Origin of the sequence: Mesorhizobium sp. 2RAF21 (genome assembly GCF_052115345.1) — a bacterium.
In the GTDB taxonomy this organism is placed as follows: Bacteria; Pseudomonadota; Alphaproteobacteria; order Rhizobiales; family Rhizobiaceae; genus Mesorhizobium; species Mesorhizobium terrae.
Map to the genome: position 1 here is coordinate 81341 of NZ_JBFRGM010000009.1, position 17217 is coordinate 98557.

Sequence of the window (17217 nt, forward strand, 5' to 3'; positions counted from 1 at the left end):
GCGCGATGATCGTCCAGGGCGTTCGAAAGTGCGGCACTCGCAAGGGGTACCGCCATTGACCGACAAACTTTCCGCTTGGGCAACGCTTGCCGAGCGCGAACTCAAGCTTTCACCCGACACGCTGATCTGGCACACGCCGGAAGGGATTGACATCAAGCCGCTCTATTCGGCCGACGACCTTGACCGGATCGATCATTTGAATTCGTTGCCAGGCCTGGCGCCGTTCATCCGTGGGCCGAAGGCGACGATGTATGCCGGCCGGCCATGGACGATCCGGCAATATGCCGGCTTCTCGACGGCAGAGGAATCCAACGCATTCTATCGCAAGGCGCTGGCCGCCGGGCAGCAGGGCGTGTCGGTCGCCTTCGACCTCGCCACGCATCGCGGCTATGATTCCGACCACGGCAGGGTCGAGGGCGATGTCGGCAAGGCCGGCGTGGCGATCGACTCGGTCGAGGACATGAAGATCCTGTTCGACGGCATACCGCTCGACAGGATCTCGGTGTCCATGACCATGAACGGCGCGGTGGTCCCCATTCTTGCAAGCTTCATCGTCGCTGGCGAGGAGCAGGGCGTATCGCGCGAAAAGCTGTCGGGAACAATCCAGAACGACATCCTCAAGGAGTTCATGGTCCGCAACACCTATATCTACCCGCCCGACCCCTCGATGCGCATCGTAGCCGACATCATTGGCTACATGGCCAAGGAGATGCCGAAGTTCAACTCGATCTCGATATCGGGCTATCACATGCAGGAGGCCGGGGCGACGCTCGTTCAGGAGCTCGCCTTCACGCTGGCGGACGGGCGTGAATATGTGCGCGCGGCGATCGCCAAAGGCCTCGATGTCGACGATTTCGCCGGGCGGTTGTCCTTCTTCTTCTGCATCGGCATGAACTTCTTCATGGAAGCGGCGAAGCTCAGGGCGGCGCGGCTTCTGTGGTCGCGCATCATGCAGGAATTCTCGCCCACGAAGCCGGAATCCTCGATGCTGCGCACGCACTGCCAGACGTCCGGCGTCTCGCTGCAGGAGCAGGACCCCTACAACAACATCGTCCGGTCGGCCTTCGAGGCCATGTCGGCCGTGCTCGGCGGGACGCAATCGCTGCACACCAACGCCTTCGACGAGGCGATCGCGCTGCCAACCGAATTGTCGGCCCGCATCGCCCGCAACACGCAACTGATCCTGCAGCATGAGACCGGCGTCACACGCGTGGTCGACCCGCTTGCCGGCTCCTATTACGTCGAGAGCCTGACGGCCGAACTGGCCGACAAGGCATGGGCCTTGATTGAGGAGATCGAGGCGCTGGGCGGCATGACCAAGGCCGTCGTCGAGGGCGTGCCCAAGCGCCTCATTGAGGAGGTGGCAACCCGCCGGCAGGCGGCCGTCGACAAGGGCGAGGAGGTGATCGTCGGGGTTAACAGATATCGGTTGGAGACTGAGGACCAGATCGACGTTCGGGACATCGACAATGCGGCGGTACGGACGGCTCAGATCAGGCGCATCGAACAGATCAAGCGTCAGCGCGATCCCAAGCGCGTCGACGCAGCCCTTGCCGCGCTTGGCGAGGCCGCTGCCAGCGGCAAGGGCAACATTCTCGCGGCGGCTATAAAAGCCGCCCGGGCACGTGCGACCCTCGGCGAGATGTCGGATGCCCTGCGAGAGGCATTCGGCGACCATTCTGCCATCCCGGCGGTTGTCACCGAAGTTTACCGCGCAGCCTATAGAGATGAGCCGGAGTACCAAACTCTGATCGAGCGGATCTCCTCACTTTCGGCGATGACAGGTCAGGCGCCGAAGGTGCTCGTGGCGAAGCTCGGCCAGGACGGACACGACCGAGGCGCGAAGATTATCGCGTCAGCTTTCAGTGACCTCGGATTCGAAACGCTAGCCGGGCCACTGTTCCAAACGCCGGATGAGGCCGCCGAACTGGCGATCCGCTCGGGGGTCCACGTCGTCGGCTTGTCTTCGCTGGCGGCCGGGCACAAGACGCTCGCACCGCGATTGGTCGAAGCGCTCAGGTCACAAGGAGCAAACGACATTCTCGTCGTGGTTGGCGGCGTTGTACCGCGGCGGGACTATCAGTTCCTTTTTCAACATGGCATCGCGGCTATATTCGGTCCTGGCACCAACGTGCTGGAAGCAGCTCACCAAGTGCTTGACCTCCTGGAGAGAAAGAAGCGCAACCTCAAATAATGCGGCTAGTTCGCGGCATGAAAGCGACTTGACGGATATACAACCGCGTTGAAAGAGACTGGTGTGTTACCGGCGGCTATGCTTCGCGTGGTTATGCGCTTCTGGTTTTTGACCCCCATCAGGAGGCCGCTAATTGTTCAATTTCATGCTCAAGGTCTGAAATGAAGGGGTAGCGATGTCGCGATCAGCCGTTTGATACGGGCTTGCATGAGGTATTTCAGATGTTGCTGGCGGATTACGGCCTTCCGGAGATTGTGGCCGTCAAGAAAGGTGCAACGGACGCGGTCGCTCGCGGAGTTGCTCCCGGATCATTCACAATCGCGGCCGATCGCTTCGCACGATCGGCCGTTCGGATTGCGCTGAGGCAGGCGGCCCAGCTTGCGGAATGTTCGGGAGATGCCGCTCTTCTTCTCAACATAGGCGCGTGGCGGTACGACGGCGAAGCAGGCTCCTCTGATGATGCGGACGATGATGCTCCCGGTCATTGAGTGGTCGTAACGTGGACATACCGCCTACTGCCTTCCAAAGCTTTCGCAGGACGCGAAGCAGTAAGAATAAATCGTCGATAGACGAAGGTGCGAAGCGAGTTCCGCAGGTTGGCGGTCTTTCGCTGCGCTCTCGCGACAGGAGCATGCGAAAGCCTGGTGATATTTTCGAAGCCGGCTTGGGAAAGCATGGATGAAAGCACGTCAAATCGGAGCCCGTCGGCAAACGGCAGAGCGTGCATTATTTCGGCGTGGCGAGCACTCAACGACCCGTCATAGTATGGGTCCGCCCCGAAGTCCGGTCAATCAGGTCAACCAGGGCGGTCGCGATCCTGCCGAGTAGTGTCGGCTTTGCCCAGTCGCCATCATACACGATCAGCTTGCCGCCGGGTTTGAGAATTCGCAGCCACTCCCGGAAAGTTGCCTCGGGCTGCAGCAACGTCCAAACCAAGTGCCGGCACACGATGGCGTCATAGGACTGGTCCGGCTCCATCGTGTTCTCTGCGTCGGCAAGCAGAAATCGTAGGCGCGGTTTGTCTATGTGCTTGGCGCGCGCGACGCCGAGCATCGCTTCGGAGAAGTCGAGCGCGGTGACGTCATGGCCCAGATCTTGGATGAGCTTCGTGATCTCGCCCGTGCCGCAAGCCAGTTCGAAGACATGGAGCGGCGTAGCCCTAAGGTGGTCCGGATCGGTTCCTGCCATGCCCTGAACTCGTGGTCCGAGGAGATGCCGTGGCCGAAGGCGCGGTCGAACGTCTTTGCCCGCTCCGACCAGTAGGCGCGGATCTGTTCCTTCAGGTGAAAGTTGGGGCGATGGGGATCGTCGCTCACTTGCCGAAACCGTTCCGCGCCAGGATCTCGTCGAAGCGCCTGCGGGCTCGCTCGGGCACATCGGCAGGGACAAAGCTCTCCGGCAGTGCCGCCCCGCCGACGCGGATCACCATCACCATGCCCATCGCAAAATGCGGCGAACACTTGATGCCGTAGAACCCCTCCTGGTCGAGCGTCACCTCGATCTCCTCGTTGAGCTTGCCCTTGAAGCCGGCATTGCCGTCCGGAACCATGCCCTCGATCGTCACGGCGTTGTGGTCGGCGCTGGCATTCAGGAACTTCACCTTGTCCCCGGGCTGTAGCGACAGAAAATCAGGCTCGTAGGTCATCGGCCCGGCTGCGCCGCGGTTCAGCATCTTCACCTCGTACATCTCGGCGAGAGCAGCAGTCGGAACCGCCAGCGTGAGGACGAGTGCGAAAACCAACGAGCGCATGGAAAGACCTTTCAGGCAACTTGATGGAAGCGGAACATGGAAGCGCCGTCGGTGGGATCGACAACAATACCGGTGCGTACGCCGAAGACAGCGCCGATCCGTTCGACGGTCAGCACTTCTTGCGGGGGCCCCAGCGCAACGAGGCGGCCGCTGGCCATAACCCCTATGCGGTCGCACGAAAGCGCCTGGTTGAGATCGTGCAGCGCCACAACCGAGGTAACCGGAAGCCTTGCGACGAGGTGGAGGATCGAGAGCTGGTGCTGGATATCGAGATGGTTCGTTGGCTCATCGAGCAGCATGATTTCTGGCCGCTGCGCCAAGGCACGAGCGAGATGGACACGCTGGCGCTCGCCGCCGGAAAGTGTCGTCCAGGAACGGCCCTCAAAACCTTCCATGTCGGTGTCGGCAAGCGCCTGCGCGACAATTCGGTCGTCTTCAGGCGACCAGGGCTGCAGCGGAGAGAGCCAAGGTGTGCGGCCGAGCTCGACGGCGTCCTTCACCGTGAACGCTTCCGTGGTTTCCGACTGCTGCTCGAGGAAGGCAACGAGCTGCGCGATCTCTCGCCGCGGCATCAATTGAAGCGGCCTGCCCTTCAGCACCATGTCGCCTGAAGTCGGGCGGGGTATCCCGCCGAGCAATTTCATCAACGTCGATTTGCCCGAGCCGTTCGGGCCGACAAGGCCGAGCATCTCGCCCTCGTTCACGACGAGATCGATGCCGCTGATGATCGGCTTGCCGCGTGCCGACCAGCCGATGTCTCGCGCTTCGAGGATCATGGCCCGCGCCGTCCGCGCAGGAGGATCAGCGCAAAGGCCGGCGCGCCGACCAACGCAGTGATGACCCCAATCGGCAAGACCTGACCCGAGATGATCGTGCGCGAAAGAACGTCGGCAGCAATGAGGAAAGCGGCCCCGATGAGCGCGACGGCTGGCCCCAGACGGCCATGTCGAACGCCGACAAGGAATCGCGCCGCGTGCGGGATGACAAGTCCGACAAAACCGATAGAGCCGACGATGCTGACCATTACGGCGGTGACCAGCGCGGTCAGTCCGATGAGGACGACCTGGACCTGTCGGACATTGATGCCGAGGGACGAAGCCGATTCCGCGCCAAAGGCGAAGGCGTCTAGGGCCCGCGCATACCAGATGCAGGCGAGCAGACCGACGAGCGCAATCGGGACGGCCAGCCACACGTCGGGCCAGCGCACCCCGCTGAGGTTTCCGAGCAGCCAGAACATGATCGCGCGCGCCTGCTCGGCATTGGCGGACTTGGTGATGATGAAAGAGGTCAGCGCGTTGAACAGCTGCGATCCGGCGATGCCCGCAAGGATGATCTGCCCATGCCGTGCAGAGACACCCCGCCGCCAGCGGCCGGGCAAGCCCGGCGACCAGCAGAAAAGCGGCGACCGCCCCGGCAAAGGCACCGAGCGACATCGAGATCGCCCCCGCGCCCAGCCCAGCGACCGTAACCGACACCGCGCCCGTCGACGCGCCGGCCGATATCCCAAGAAGGTATGGGTCGGCGAGCGCATTGCGCAGCAGCGACTGAAGCACCATGCCGGAGATCGCCAGCCCGGAGCCGCAGCAGGCGGCAACGATCGCGCGCGGCAGCCGGTAGTTCCAGATGATGCCTAGGTCGATCGGATCGACGACATAGGTCGCGCCAAACATCTGGTTGGCCAGGACCTGCAGGACCGTCGAGACGGGGATCGGCGTTTCTCCAATGCAGGTGCCGGCAAGTACCGCCGCCAGAAGCGCGACGATGACCAGCGCCCCCCGGCGAAGCCGGGAGGCGTATACTGCTTGCGTATGGGAAAGGCTCAATTCGGGCCTACTTGGCCAGCCCGAAATCCTTCAGAGCACTGGACAGGACTTCGATGCCGTTGATGGTGCGGATAGTCGCATCCATGGCGTGCGCGTCCATGACGACGATGCGGTTGTTTTTCACCGCATCCATCTGGCTGGCGACCGGGTCGGACTTGAGGAATTCGAGCTTCTTTTCGACATCGTCGGCGGGGAAGCGGCGACGGTCCATCTTGGCGACGACGGTCATGGTCGGGTTCGCCTTGGCGATCGTCTCCCAACCCACGACCGGCCATTCCTCGTCGGACTCGATGATGTTCTTGATGCCGAGCTGTTCCATGATGTAGCCGGGCCCACCCTTGCGGCCAGCTACATAGGGGTCGATGTCCATCTCGGCGCTGGAGAACCAGAACACGGCCGATACGTCATCGAGGTTAAGAGCCTTCGCGTCGGCGACCGCCTTTGCCTCGCGCTCGGTGAGGCTGGCCACGACTTCCGCACCCTTTTCCTGGACATCGAATATTTGAGCGAGTTCACGCACGCCCTGGTGGATCGTCGCCGTCGAGAACAGGGTGCTTCGCGTGCCGTCGACACCAACCGTGTTGTCCTTGCCCACGCAGTCGGCGGGCATGATGTAGGTCGGGATCTTGATGTCGTGGAACTGCTGGCGCGTCGCAACGATGCCCTGCGGACCGATATGCCATTCGAACTGGATGACGACAAGTTCCGGTCTCTTATTGACGACGGCCTCGAAGCTCGGATCATTGTCGGCCAACCGCTCGACCCTGTCGTTGATCTCCTGAACTCCGGCAAAACTTCGTTGAACCACACCGACGTGCCCTTAACCTTGTCGCCGAGGCCCAGCAAATAGAGGACTTCGGTCGCCGCCTGGCCGACCGTCACGGCAGAACCAGGCGCCTTCTCGAACGTCAGAGTCTCGCCGCAGTTCTGCAGCGTCAGAGGATATTTGATTGGTTCTGCCGATGCGGCGGCGGTCAGAAACGTGAAGCTAGCGGCGGCGAATGCCAGGCGTGCGAGGGTCATGACTACGATATCTCCGATCGGTGTTGGACTCGAGCCGGAAAATGCGGGTCAGGACGGCAATGATCGTCATCACGTCGCAACAGACGAGATGCGGCTGCACTCCAGGTGTGGCTAGCGTCATCGACAACCTCCCCGGACAACCCCGCCCGGCGCGTTCAGTTACAGTTGTCGGTAGGTCTCCTGACTTACGGGTCATTGTCCGTCTCGGCCTTCCCGGGGGCTAATCCCAGTGGCATGATCGAGATGGACTTACCGCCTACAGTTGCGGGGGCAGTTTCGGTTCGCGGACAAGGCCGCGGCGAATTCCCTGTTATTTCCTTACGGAAACCGACACTCGTTCCTAGCGGAATGCACCACATGCATCAAGTAGCCGCATCGCCTTTTGCTTGAGAGGCTCCATGCAGCGCCGCGATGATCGCGTCGAGGCCGTCGGTCAGCGCGGCAGGGCCTGGCTGCAGAATCAGCGGCGACTTGATCTCGAAAATGCGGTTGTTGCTGACCGCCGGAATGGCGCTCCAGCCGGGCCTAGTCCTGATCTTGTCGGGCACGACTTTCTTGCCGCACCAGGATGCGAGGATGACATCTGGCGCTGCCGCCACGACGTCTTCCGGGGAAACGATGCGGTCCTTGGCAGCCTTCGCTCCGGCCTTGTCCGGGAAGACATCGTCGCCGCCGGCAATGCAGATCAGCTCAGAAACCCAGCCAATCCCGCTGATCATCGGATCGTCCCATTCCTCGAAATACACCTTCGGACGCGGAGCGCCACGAACGGAAGCAGCTATGTCTCGGAGCCGCGCTTCGTAGTTCTTCGCCAACCGCTCGGCCTTGTCGGCGGCTCCGACCAGGGCACCCACGGTGCGGATCATGGCGAGGATGCCGGCAATGTCCCGCTGATTGAAGGCATGCACCGTCACGCCTTCGCGGATCAGGTTCATGACGATCTCGGCCTGGAGGTCGGAGAAGGTGAAAACCAGATCCGGATCGAGGGCCAGGATCTTCGGGATGTCGGCCGAGGTGAATGCGGAGACACGAGGTTTCTCGCGGCGCACCTGCGGCGGGCGCACCGCATAGCCGGACACGCCGACGATGCGGTCCTGTTCGCCGAGAAGATAAAGTGTCTCGACAGTTTCCTCGGTGAGGCAGACGATTCGTTCAAGCGGATAGCGTCCGGCCATCGACGTCAGGCATAGCCGGTGGCGCGGTCACGAGCGTCTGCTGCCAGCAAACCTATCGCGACCGCAAGCCGGTGGAAGATAAGAAGTCCAGCGAGCGCCAGCAGATTGGTCCAGAGGATCTGCGCGATCACCGCGAAAGAGAAGGCTTCATCGCCGGACGGCAGCAGCGCGGTCGCAAAGAACAATACAGCTTCGTAGACAAGGAACGCCGAGGCGAATCCTCCTGCCAGCGCGAAGAGGCCGGAGGCGATCCAGCGCCGAATCAGCATCACCGCGCCCACGGCCAGCGAGGCAGCGAGGCCGATGGCGGCGCCCCAGGCAAAGCTATCCCATGTCCGCGGATAATCGAGCAGAAGGTATCCGGTCGATTGGTTCACGAGCCAGGCCACGGTGGTCAGCGTCAGAGCAAGGCGCACAGACATACGAGTCCCCGCGATTGTCGCAATGGCCGCAAATGGCGTGGCGCACGCCAGCGCCAGACTGAACAACGCGCTGCCGGTCGCAACCAGGGCGATCCACATCACATTTCCTGCATTTGGCGTGCCGTTCTGTCGAGGCTTCATGGCTGCTGTCTCCGACGGAATTCTTACACCATCACCGGACAGATCGCGAGCCGATCCAGTTTGCGGCCGTCACCGGCAGTGCATTTCGAGGAGCTAGCGCGCCTGCAAGGCACGACGCTGGCGATAGGGCCGCAACAAGTTCATCTCGAGGGCCGCCGCGGTGACCGCCACCAACGTGACGATGATAAGGACAAGTTTCGAATTCGCTCCCATGGCGCCCTCGATCAGAAAGGCATGCGCGGCCGCGGTCCCCACGATGACGATGGCGAGTATGCTGTGGATCAGTCGCCATGGTCCGTATGAAAGCTTCAAGACTTGCCGCGCCGTCGCGAGCACTGCCGTCAGGCCGATACACCACATGGAGATCACGCCGTAGACGGAAAAGGGGGTGGGCGCGACCAGAAGCAGCGCGTCCAGCATGTCGACAGGGCTGGCCACCTCCTCCCGGCAGCGGGCTTTTTTCTTTCCAGGTTCGTATTGGGCCGATGCGGGGCCGCCGGACCGAAATCGGGGCTCTCGCTACTGACCAAAGTTTGAATAGAAATTCTGGTCAGCCAGCCATTCAAGCTTGCTGCTGACCAATTTTTATATATAATCTTCGGACAGAACGGTAGCTCGATGCCAGATCCTACGTCCGACACCCTTGACCGGATCCACGACCGAATTGCCAAGGCCGCGCCTGCGGGGGTGTGGTCGCGCGCCGATTTTCTCGACATCGGAACGCCATACGCGGTCGAGAAAGCGCTGCAGAGACTGACCCGCCGGAAGGACATTCGCCGACCCTGTCGCGGACTCTACGACAAGCCGGGCATCAGCAAGCTGACCGGGAAGATGGTGTTCCCCCCGCGCGCCTCGTTCATCGACGCGATTGCGCGGCGCGACAAGTTGCGGGTGCTGGTCGACGGCATGACAGCGGCAAACGACCTCGGCCTGACCACGGCCGTCCCGGCCCGGTCGACGATCTATGCCGACACCTATCCCCGGAAGATCGAGATCGAGGCGAGCGCCGGCGATCCGAACGCGACGCAGCCGGTCATCTACAAGCTCGACTTCAAGCGCATATCAGCCAAGACGGCGTTTTGGGCGGGGCGTCCGGCCATGCGCGTGATCCAGGCGCTGACGTGGTTTCGTGATGAGCGATCGAGTCTCGACGCGACCGTGAACGGCATCGTCCGGCATCTATCTCGGGATCCGAACCGGCAGAAGGTCGTGCAGGATCTGCGCGACAACATTCATGCCGTCCCCGCATGGATGTACCCGCTGGTTGAGACGATCGCCCGCAAGCTCGCGGAAAGCGAGTTAGATCCGGATCGGGCGAAGGAGGACCATGCAACAGACGTTCATTGAAATCCTTCGCTCGAGCGCCGACGACCGCCGGGCGCTCTTTTCGACGGTGGCCGCCCATCTGGAGACACGGGCGGAAAACATTGAGAAGGACCTCTATGTCTGCTGGGTGCTCGACTTCCTGTTCAACCGGCGCCCCGACGATCCGGTTGGTCTTTATTTCAAGGGCGGCACCAGCCTCAGCAAGGCATATGGACTCATTCGGCGGTTCTCCGAGGACATCGACATCGGAATCTACAAGGCCGACCTGAAAGCGCCGCTGGAAGCCGACATCGCCGCCCTCCCCTCGGTGAACCAGCAGCAGCGTGCGTTGGCGGAGCAGGTCGACGAGGCCGCGCGGCAATACATCTCCGGCCCGCTCAGGGACCTGCTGGCCAAGGAGATCGCAGCCGTCGAAGAAGCGGCCGGGCTGCCTGGCCATTTCTCCCTCGCATTCGGCTTCGATGCTTATCGAAACAGGGACGCGCTCGATATTCTCGTGGTCGGCTACAAGAGCGTATTCGATGCCCGTGACGGATATGTCCAGGCGGCCGTCCGCATCGAGGGCGGCGCGCGTCCCGATCCCGAGCCGGCCGAACCGCGCGAGATCGTGCCCTACATCGCTGCGGAAATGCCTGGAGGCACGGAACTCGCAGTGCCGAGCGTAATGACAGTGAAGCCGGAACGGACCTTCTGGGAAAAGGTGTTGATCCTGCACGCGATGACCGAAATGACCGATAAGCGAAGCGCGGAAGCGAGGGCCGACCGTCCGGTGCCCGATCTCAATCGCTATTCGCGCCACTACTACGACGTCCATCAGATCTGGACGCACCCCGACTACGGCGTGGCCACCGCATCGATGTTCGATCTCGCTGAAGCCTGCCGGCAGCACAAGCAGCTGATGTTTCGCGCGCCGGATCACCGATACGATCGCGCAGTGCCCGGAAGCTATCGCCTTGTCCCGACTGCCGACATGCGCGCCAAGCTCGCAGCCGACTACGAACGCATGTCGGCGATGATCTTCGGCACGCCGCCCGCCTTTGCCGACGTCATGGCGAGCATCGAAGCGCTCGAGCGCTATCTCAATGCGGCGCCGGCCAACGTGCAAAGTGTTGGCAGCGGCGCGGCGGAGACGGGCAAAGACCAGAAGGGTTCGAGCCGATAGAGATCGTCTGATGGCCGAGATTTCAGAAAATTCTCCCACCAGGCTGCCTGACCGTGCTTCGGTCGAGGCTGTCTTGGCCGTTCTTCCGGCTGGTGCTGATGAGGCAGAACTTGCGTCGGCATTGACGAAGAAATTTCCGGGATTCTCGTTCACCGCGACCGGCATCGACGACGTCTACTGGCGCGATGTGCGGTCAGTGCTCGCCCCCGACGGAAGCCGCGTCGCGGAGTTGCAGCCGTGGATGACGGAAGCCCTCGCTCGCCACGGCGGGGACGCGAAGGCGCTTTGGATGGAATTGCACGACAGCAAGCTCCAGATTTCGGAATGGCATGGCAACAGCGCCTTCGCCTTCGCGCCAACAGGTCCTGGTGCTGCTGACTGCGTCCAGATTTCGCTTGGCCGCGAGATCGAATGGCGTGCCGGGCCGATCGTCGATCCGACATCGCCGCCCTGGAGCGAGAATGATCTGCTTGATCCGGCGTAGATCAAGCACGGCGAGATGACGGAGGAGAATATCCTGGCGGGTCCGCTTTACCGCTTGCTCGGTCGGGCGGGCAGCGGCGTCGTGCATGTGCGCAGCTTTCTCACGCGGTGTGCTCGGATCGAACGCGACAAGCGCGAAGCGCGCCGGCCGGAGATGGAACAACGTATCTGGGTCGGTTCCGATGGCACGCAGACGCCGTTTCTGGAGCTGCAGCCCAACTGGTTCGATTTCGTGCCGCGCGAGGTGCGCTTCTTTCAGGATTGGGAGGAATCGAGCGCCCGCACCGAGCGCGTCTATGACCATTGGGCACTCGACATCAAGGACTACGACCACCGCGGCGAGCGGGAGATGGGATTCATCACCCGGCCGCTGCGCCAGCCCGCGGAGCAGTTCACCGCGGGAAACTCATCCGTACATATCCTCATGGATCGCATCGAGGCTATTGACCGTGCGGTCGGCCTTCCCTTCGGCTGGTTCTTCCTGATGACCCACGGCAACTGGGTCGAACCGGAGGTTGGCGACGCGATTGCGAACGGACTGCGTGAGGCACGCGTGCGCCTGCCCGACCATGATGCGAAGTTGCTGCTGCGCTGGGCATATGAGCGCTATGGGTTCTGAGCGAGCGCAGACGATCTCAATCGAAGCGGTGGGGGTAAGTGTGGCTGAAGTCATTCGAACCGAAAGCGATAACGATCATCGCTATCGCATAACGCAAACGCCGCGCGGCTTTCTGCTTTCGGTGGCACAGAAAGGCGAAATCGGGCTGGTGATGGGGCCGTCGGAATGGCTTTACAAGACAACAGATGCGGCCGAAGCAGGCTTGGAGTTCATCATGCTGATGAACGCATGGTGGGGAGCAATAAATCGCAGCTATCCGGTTGGTGACTTGCAACAGCGGTGCGAACAGGCGAGCGCCGCGCATGCGAGCATCGTCGGCGCACTTCGCGACGAGCCGCTAATCGGCCGAGAGGTGCGAGAGCTTCGCGAACAGGAAGACCTCATGATAGAACGTTGACCGCCCCCTTCGTTATCCGGTCGTTCCTCTGGCACCACGACCTTTCGGGCAAAACCCTGGTGCCATTCATCACCCATGGCAGGTATGGGCTCGGCAGCAGCCTTACTCGCCGAGCATGCGCCAGCCGCCCGCCTGGTCGAAGGCTTCTCCCGGCAATGCGATCAGGAACGCGAGATCCTTCAAGAGGTCACGCAATGGCTCGGCAGCGTCGAGGCGGCCCAGTAGCGACGACCGCACACTGCGAGCATTCCCCATCCAGAAGCAGCATAGTCTACGCGGAGCGCCGCCGGCTCAGCCAATCTCCCCTCTGGATGCCGCGGTAAACCGCGTCACATTTCCCGAGAGCTTGGATCGGCTGGTGCATCCCACCGCGGTCAACGCTGTGAACCGTTCACCGCCACCATCGTCTGCTCGAGCGAGCGACAGACCTGCGGCAATTTCGTTCCAAAATGACCTCAATGTTGCTCTCTTCGGCGTTCTCACGCCCGTTGTCTTGCATCTGTCACAAAAAAGAGGTCGTAATGTAGATGTTGAGGGGACGCGGACAATGCGGACACTTATGCTGACTGCATTGGGTGTGCTTGCAGCAACTCCCATTGCGTATGCTTGGGGAACATCTGGCCATTCCATTGTTGCGGAGATCGCGCAGCATCGCTTGAACGAAGCGGCCACCGTCGGTGTCGCATCCATCCTGGGGGCGGGTACTTCACTCGCATCCATCGGCAGTTGGGCCGATGACGAACGCGCCCGAGACCGGAAAACGACGCGCTGGCATTTCGTCGAAATACCATCCGCAGCCACAGCCTATGACGCGACACGCGACTGCATATCTGACCCGACGCTGGGTGATTGCATCATCGCAGCGATCGACCGGGAGCTCGCGCTCGTCAGCTGTGCCACCGCACCGACGGAACAGCGGCAGCGGGCGTTGAAGTTCCTGGTTCACCTTATCGGAGATCTCCACCAACCGTTGCACGCGATCAAGGACGAACGCGGCGGAAACGGCATCGATGTCACGATAACCACCCAGGAAGGGGTGAACGGAGATCTGCCGTTCAACACAAACCTGCACTCAGCTTGGGACGCCACCCTGATCGACAAGACCGCCTGGTCATGGGGTAGCTATGTCGAACGCCTCGAAACCGGTTGGCTCAGGACCGCTGACGTCGCTGCTATTTCTGCCGGTACGACGGCCGACTGGGCCAACGAGAGCCACCGCATCGCGGTCAAACTGATCGCCAGCGTGCCGAGTAACATCGTGCTGGATGATGCCTATCGGAATGAAAATCTTCCTCTGATCGACCAGCAGCTGGGAACTGCGGGCCTTCGGTTGGCGGAACTTCTCAACAAGGCTTTCTCGACCAGCAGCTGCCTACCTTAGTGCCTGAGTAGACGCCATCACGAAGCGTTTGTGAGCTGGCCGGAAGAACTCCGGCGAGGGAGGTGACATGCCAACAGCGGCGCAGGAACTGTCAATTTCTCCGGAGGCGCGAAGGCAGCTGTATGCAGCACGCCGATACGTGCATCGGGACGTGCAGGCAGAACTGAACCTACGCATCCCGTTTGATGTCTATTTCCAGGACCCGGCCATCGCCGCATCGGACCAAAAATTCGATTTCGCGGATGGATTTCTGGTGCCTTGGGAACCGGGGCTCGGCGATGGTCCAACCAGTGCGCGATTCGTGGTGGTCGACTATGACGGCGGCACCGAGTCCCTCGCCGCGCCGGCGAAATGGGATCCTAGGCAAAGCGTTTTTCTCGACCAGGATGGCGATGAGGTAAACCGGAAAAAGCTGAACACGCCTCAATTTCACCAGGTCAATGTCTGGGCGACGTTGCAGAACGGACTCGATTTCTTCGAGAACGGGTTTGGATTGGGACGGCCAATTCGCTGGGGGTTCGAGGGCAATCGGCTGATCGTTGTCCCCCACGCCGGATACGGCGAAAACGCCTACTACGATCGGGAGAGCAAGTCCCTCCAGTTCTATTACTTTGACCGACCTGCCGGCCGCGTTTTTACCTGCCTTTCTGCCGACATTATCAACCACGAGTTCGGGCACGCCCTGCTCGATGGCCTACGTCCCTACTACAACGAGTCCGTGCTGCCGGAGACCGCGGGATTTCACGAGTTCATGGGGGACATGGCTGCAATCCTGATCGCTTTCCGTAACAACGACTTCCGTGCCCAACTCGTCGCGAAAACCGAGGGCGACCTCGACAGCGAAAGCGCATTGTCCAGCATCGCCGACGAATTCGGCAGACAAGTGAAAGACCGGCCTTACCTGCGTAGCGCCCTAAACCGGCAGACCTTCGCTTCGGTAAAGGACAGCCAGTCCCAACATTTCATGTCGGAGGTGCTGACCGGAACCATATTCGACATCCTCCGGCGACTGTCGCGATACTATATCGATGTCAGGAAGTTCTCTGTCGCTGAAGCATTTTCATACACCGTGCGACGGATGCAAAACGTTGCGGTACAGCCTCTCGATCTGTTGCCGCCCGTAGACGTCACTTTCAGGGATTATGCGCTCGCCGTCCTTCGAGCTGAGGAGATCGCCAATCCGAGCGATCCGGACGGTCAGCGAGCGATGATGCTCGACGCGTTCATACGCCGCGGGCTGATCGACGAGTCGGAGCGGGAGAAACTAACCCGACCAAAGGTCACGTTCCGGCGTCTCCCCGTCGACATATTTCACGATGTCGAAACCATCGCGAATTCGCGGGCGTACGCCTACCGGTTTCTCGACGACAACCGTAAGTCGCTGCTCATTCCGTATACCGCAGACATCGTTCTTCCTGAGGTCACAACCGCGCAGAAGTTCACCGTCGATGGGCGCCGACAGCCAAGGCAGGTCCTCGTCCAATATATCTGGCGGGAGGATGTCGAACTCAAAGGTGCTGAATTCGGCGCGTATGAAGGCCAAACCACAAGCCTGCTGTGCGGCGGCACGATCGCGCTTGATGAAAACGGCAACGTCCTTCGCTGGACCCGGAAGCCAGGCACCGGTCCACAGCTTGGTGACGGCCAGGACGTCGATGATGAGCTTGCTGAAGGACGAAAGCGCAAGGCGGCCTTCCCCTCTGCGTTGGCGCGTCGGATTGCGGCGGGAAGGATCAACAATCCGCTTGGCGGCGAGGCTGGGCTGCTTGAGAAGAGCATGGCCCCTCTCAGCTCGCGCATGGTCGATGGCACCGTGCGCTTCCACCTGGCCCCGCACATCGGCCTCCATGACGATCGCGACGATGAAATGGGAGATGTGCAGTGGCAGATAAGCTCCTAGTCCGCGCCTACGATGTCGAGGTAGGCGATTGCATCTATTGCCGCATTCCCAAGGCGCGTCTGAAGGACGGCGCGGTGGACGATTTTCACATCCTCATAGACTGCGGCTCAAAGGGCCGGGCGGCGCTGCTCAAGCATGCGATCGCAGATCTGAAAGAGATCCTGCCAGACGCCGGCGGTGGCCAGGTTCGGCTCGACCTTCTGGTCGCGACACATGAACATGCCGACCACATCAAAGGATTCGACCCCGAGGATTTTGACGGCATCAAAGTCGAAAACATCTGGATGAGCGCGGCGATGAACGCGCAGCACCCTCAAGCCGAGAACGCCTTTGCCCTCAACCAGCTTGCGACGCGGGCCATGCGCAATCTTGCGGCAAGGAATCTGTCCCTGAGCCCTGAGCTCCAGGGCCTCGTTGCCCTCTATGAGCTAGGCAATGACGGCGCGATGGAGGCGTTGCGAACCACGCTTCCAACCCGAAACGAGATCGAGCCCAAATACGTCCATGCCGACATGACCGAAGATGATTTGGCGATCGAGACCCTGCAGGGCGCGACTCTCAAGGTTCTCGGTCCCGAAGAGAATATCGACCGCTACTATCTCGGCGATGAGGGGGCGGAGATCGTTCACGCCTTCAATGAAACGACAGGTGCTCTCAGACCGCTCAGTGATGAGTCCCGGGCTCGGCCCGATAGCATAAGCGGCTCGGATTTCCGGCGTCTGCGATCGCGGATGATGTCAGGACTGTTCGCGTTCACGCAGGAGAACGACAAAGTTATCAACAATACCAGTGTCGTTCTACTGATCGAATGGAAGGGACGGCGCCTCCTGTTCGTCGGCGATGCAGAATGGACTAATAGGTTCAGCGACACGCAGGCAAACGGCTCCTGGAACACAATGTGGAACAAGCGGTCCGAACTACTAGATGCGCCGATCGATTTCCTCAAAATCGGCCATCATGGCAGCGAGAACGCCACGCCTTGGTCCAGCGGCGGAAATAGCGAAAGCGAGCCTGCAAGGATCCTGAATGCGATCCTTCCCCCTCCAGCCGACGGAGAGCATCCAACCGCGAAAGCGCTCGTATCGACGGCGCGAGGGAATACCTATCCAAGCATCCCGCGCTCCGAGCTTCTTGTCGAACTGGGCAAACGCGTCGGCAACGCTCGGAATTATCTGGATAGCTTCGGTGCGGCCGGCGCCGCGAACCTGCCGCATTACGCGGAGCGGGAGGAGCAATGGCTCATGGAGCAGCAGCCCCAGCGAACAGACCTCGAGTGCATCCTCAGCGGCAAGACGTATGTCGACGTCGAGATCGACGCGGCGTGAGCGCTCGAACATCGATTTCGAATACGCGCGGCGCCGCAGCAACACTGCTTTGGCAATTCTCGCATGACATGAACCGTCGTTTGGCAAAGGGAGGGT

At 61.2% G+C, this 17217-nt stretch carries 13 protein-coding genes, 5 pseudogenes and 1 riboswitch; of the genes and pseudogenes, 9 read left to right on the plus strand and 9 right to left on the minus strand.

Features of this window, described 5'->3' with window-relative positions:
• Positions 1 to 55: 55 nt before the first annotated feature.
• Together scpA and AB4136_RS16020 are read left to right on the plus strand one after the other, a co-directional pair.
• Complete coding sequence (gene scpA, locus AB4136_RS16015) at positions 56 to 2194, plus strand: methylmalonyl-CoA mutase (RefSeq protein ID WP_441931325.1); 2139 nt, start codon at positions 56 to 58, stop codon at positions 2192 to 2194.
• 191 nt (positions 2195 to 2385) lie between these two features.
• Positions 2386 to 2682: pseudogene (locus tag AB4136_RS16020) on the plus strand (DUF6925 family protein); the annotation flags it as partial.
• Here the strand turns inward: AB4136_RS16020 and AB4136_RS16025 are convergent.
• From AB4136_RS16025 to AB4136_RS16060, 8 genes and pseudogenes are all read right to left on the minus strand, one after another.
• Positions 2676 to 3510: pseudogene (locus tag AB4136_RS16025) on the minus strand (methyltransferase domain-containing protein). The pseudogenes AB4136_RS16020 and AB4136_RS16025 sit on opposite strands and share 7 nt — an antisense overlap.
• Positions 3507 to 3944, minus strand: a complete 438-nt coding sequence (locus tag AB4136_RS16030) for a pseudoazurin (protein WP_441931326.1) — start codon at positions 3942 to 3944, stop codon at positions 3507 to 3509. The pseudogene AB4136_RS16025 and the gene AB4136_RS16030 overlap by 4 nt, the downstream one beginning before the upstream one ends.
• Positions 3945 to 3955: 11 nt before the next feature.
• Positions 3956 to 4720, minus strand: coding sequence for an ABC transporter ATP-binding protein (locus AB4136_RS16035; protein WP_441931327.1), 765 nt, complete (start codon positions 4718 to 4720; stop codon positions 3956 to 3958).
• Positions 4717 to 5767 (minus strand): annotated as a pseudogene (locus AB4136_RS16040) (FecCD family ABC transporter permease). Before AB4136_RS16040 ends, AB4136_RS16035 begins: the two are co-directional and overlap by 4 nt.
• 7 nt (positions 5768 to 5774) lie before the next feature.
• Positions 5775 to 6790, minus strand: a pseudogene (locus tag AB4136_RS16045) (ABC transporter substrate-binding protein).
• 153 nt (positions 6791 to 6943) lie between these two features.
• Positions 6944 to 7137, minus strand: a riboswitch (cobalamin riboswitch).
• Positions 7138 to 7152: 15 nt separating this feature from the next.
• Positions 7153 to 7965, minus strand: a complete 813-nt coding sequence (locus AB4136_RS16050) for a cobalamin-binding protein (RefSeq protein WP_441931328.1) — start codon at positions 7963 to 7965, stop codon at positions 7153 to 7155.
• Positions 7966 to 7970: 5 nt separating this feature from the next.
• On the minus strand, positions 7971 to 8528 hold the full coding sequence (locus tag AB4136_RS16055) for a hypothetical protein (protein WP_441931329.1): 558 nt from the start codon (positions 8526 to 8528) through the stop codon (positions 7971 to 7973).
• Positions 8529 to 8621: 93 nt separating this feature from the next.
• Positions 8622 to 8966 (minus strand): hypothetical protein, encoded by a 345-nt coding sequence (locus AB4136_RS16060; protein ID WP_441931330.1) that lies wholly within the window; start codon positions 8964 to 8966, stop codon positions 8622 to 8624.
• Between the two features lie 180 nt (positions 8967 to 9146).
• Between AB4136_RS16060 and AB4136_RS16065 the strand changes: the two genes are divergently transcribed.
• The 4 genes and pseudogenes from AB4136_RS16065 (at position 9147) to AB4136_RS16080 (ending at position 12515) form a co-directional block, all read left to right on the plus strand.
• Positions 9147 to 9875: a DUF6088 family protein gene (locus AB4136_RS16065; protein WP_441931331.1), complete on the plus strand. Its 729-nt coding sequence runs from the start codon at positions 9147 to 9149 to the stop codon at positions 9873 to 9875.
• A complete protein-coding gene (locus tag AB4136_RS16070) occupies positions 9856 to 11016 on the plus strand; it encodes a nucleotidyl transferase AbiEii/AbiGii toxin family protein (protein WP_441931332.1) in 1161 nt (386 codons plus the stop codon). Before AB4136_RS16065 ends, AB4136_RS16070 begins: the two co-directional genes overlap by 20 nt.
• A 10-nt stretch (positions 11017 to 11026) precedes the next feature.
• A pseudogene (locus AB4136_RS16075) lies at positions 11027 to 12118 on the plus strand (hypothetical protein).
• A 40-nt stretch (positions 12119 to 12158) separates the two neighbouring features.
• Entirely contained in the window at positions 12159 to 12515 is a 357-nt protein-coding gene (locus AB4136_RS16080; RefSeq protein ID WP_441931333.1) for a hypothetical protein, read from the plus strand.
• 102 nt (positions 12516 to 12617) lie between these two features.
• Here the strand turns inward: AB4136_RS16080 and AB4136_RS16085 are convergent, their stop codons facing one another.
• Entirely contained in the window at positions 12618 to 12752 is a 135-nt protein-coding gene (locus tag AB4136_RS16085; protein ID WP_441931334.1) for a hypothetical protein, read from the minus strand.
• A 310-nt stretch (positions 12753 to 13062) separates the two neighbouring features.
• On the opposite strand from AB4136_RS16085, the gene AB4136_RS16090 reads away from it, so the two are divergent.
• The 3 genes from AB4136_RS16090 to AB4136_RS16100 all read left to right on the plus strand — a co-directional run bounded on the left by AB4136_RS16090 (position 13063) and on the right by AB4136_RS16100 (position 17121).
• Entirely contained in the window at positions 13063 to 13896 is an 834-nt protein-coding gene (locus AB4136_RS16090) for a S1/P1 nuclease (protein WP_441931335.1), read from the plus strand.
• Positions 13897 to 13963: 67 nt separating this feature from the next.
• Positions 13964 to 15796 (plus strand): serine protease, encoded by a 1833-nt coding sequence (locus AB4136_RS16095; RefSeq protein WP_441931336.1) that lies wholly within the window; start codon positions 13964 to 13966, stop codon positions 15794 to 15796.
• The gene (locus AB4136_RS16100; protein WP_441931337.1) at positions 15778 to 17121 is read left to right on the plus strand and encodes an MBL fold metallo-hydrolase; all 1344 of its coding nucleotides are present in this window, start codon (positions 15778 to 15780) and stop codon (positions 17119 to 17121) included. Before AB4136_RS16095 ends, AB4136_RS16100 begins: the two co-directional genes overlap by 19 nt.
• Positions 17122 to 17217 lie beyond the last annotated feature (96 nt).

Coding starts and splice junctions, on each gene's coding strand:
- AB4136_RS16030 (WP_441931326.1), bottom strand. CDS start 3,944: ATGCGCTCGTTGGTTTTCGCACTCGTCCTCACGCTGGCGGTTCCGACT.
- AB4136_RS16035 (WP_441931327.1), bottom strand. CDS start 4,720: ATGATCCTCGAAGCGCGAGACATCGGCTGGTCGGCACGCGGCAAGCCG.
- AB4136_RS16050 (WP_441931328.1), bottom strand. CDS start 7,965: ATGGCCGGACGCTATCCGCTTGAACGAATCGTCTGCCTCACCGAGGAA.
- AB4136_RS16055 (WP_441931329.1), bottom strand. CDS start 8,528: ATGAAGCCTCGACAGAACGGCACGCCAAATGCAGGAAATGTGATGTGG.
- AB4136_RS16065 (WP_441931331.1), top strand. CDS start 9,147: ATGCCAGATCCTACGTCCGACACCCTTGACCGGATCCACGACCGAATT.
- AB4136_RS16070 (WP_441931332.1), top strand. CDS start 9,856: ATGCAACAGACGTTCATTGAAATCCTTCGCTCGAGCGCCGACGACCGC.
- AB4136_RS16090 (WP_441931335.1), top strand. CDS start 13,063: ATGCGGACACTTATGCTGACTGCATTGGGTGTGCTTGCAGCAACTCCC.
- AB4136_RS16095 (WP_441931336.1), top strand. CDS start 13,964: ATGCCAACAGCGGCGCAGGAACTGTCAATTTCTCCGGAGGCGCGAAGG.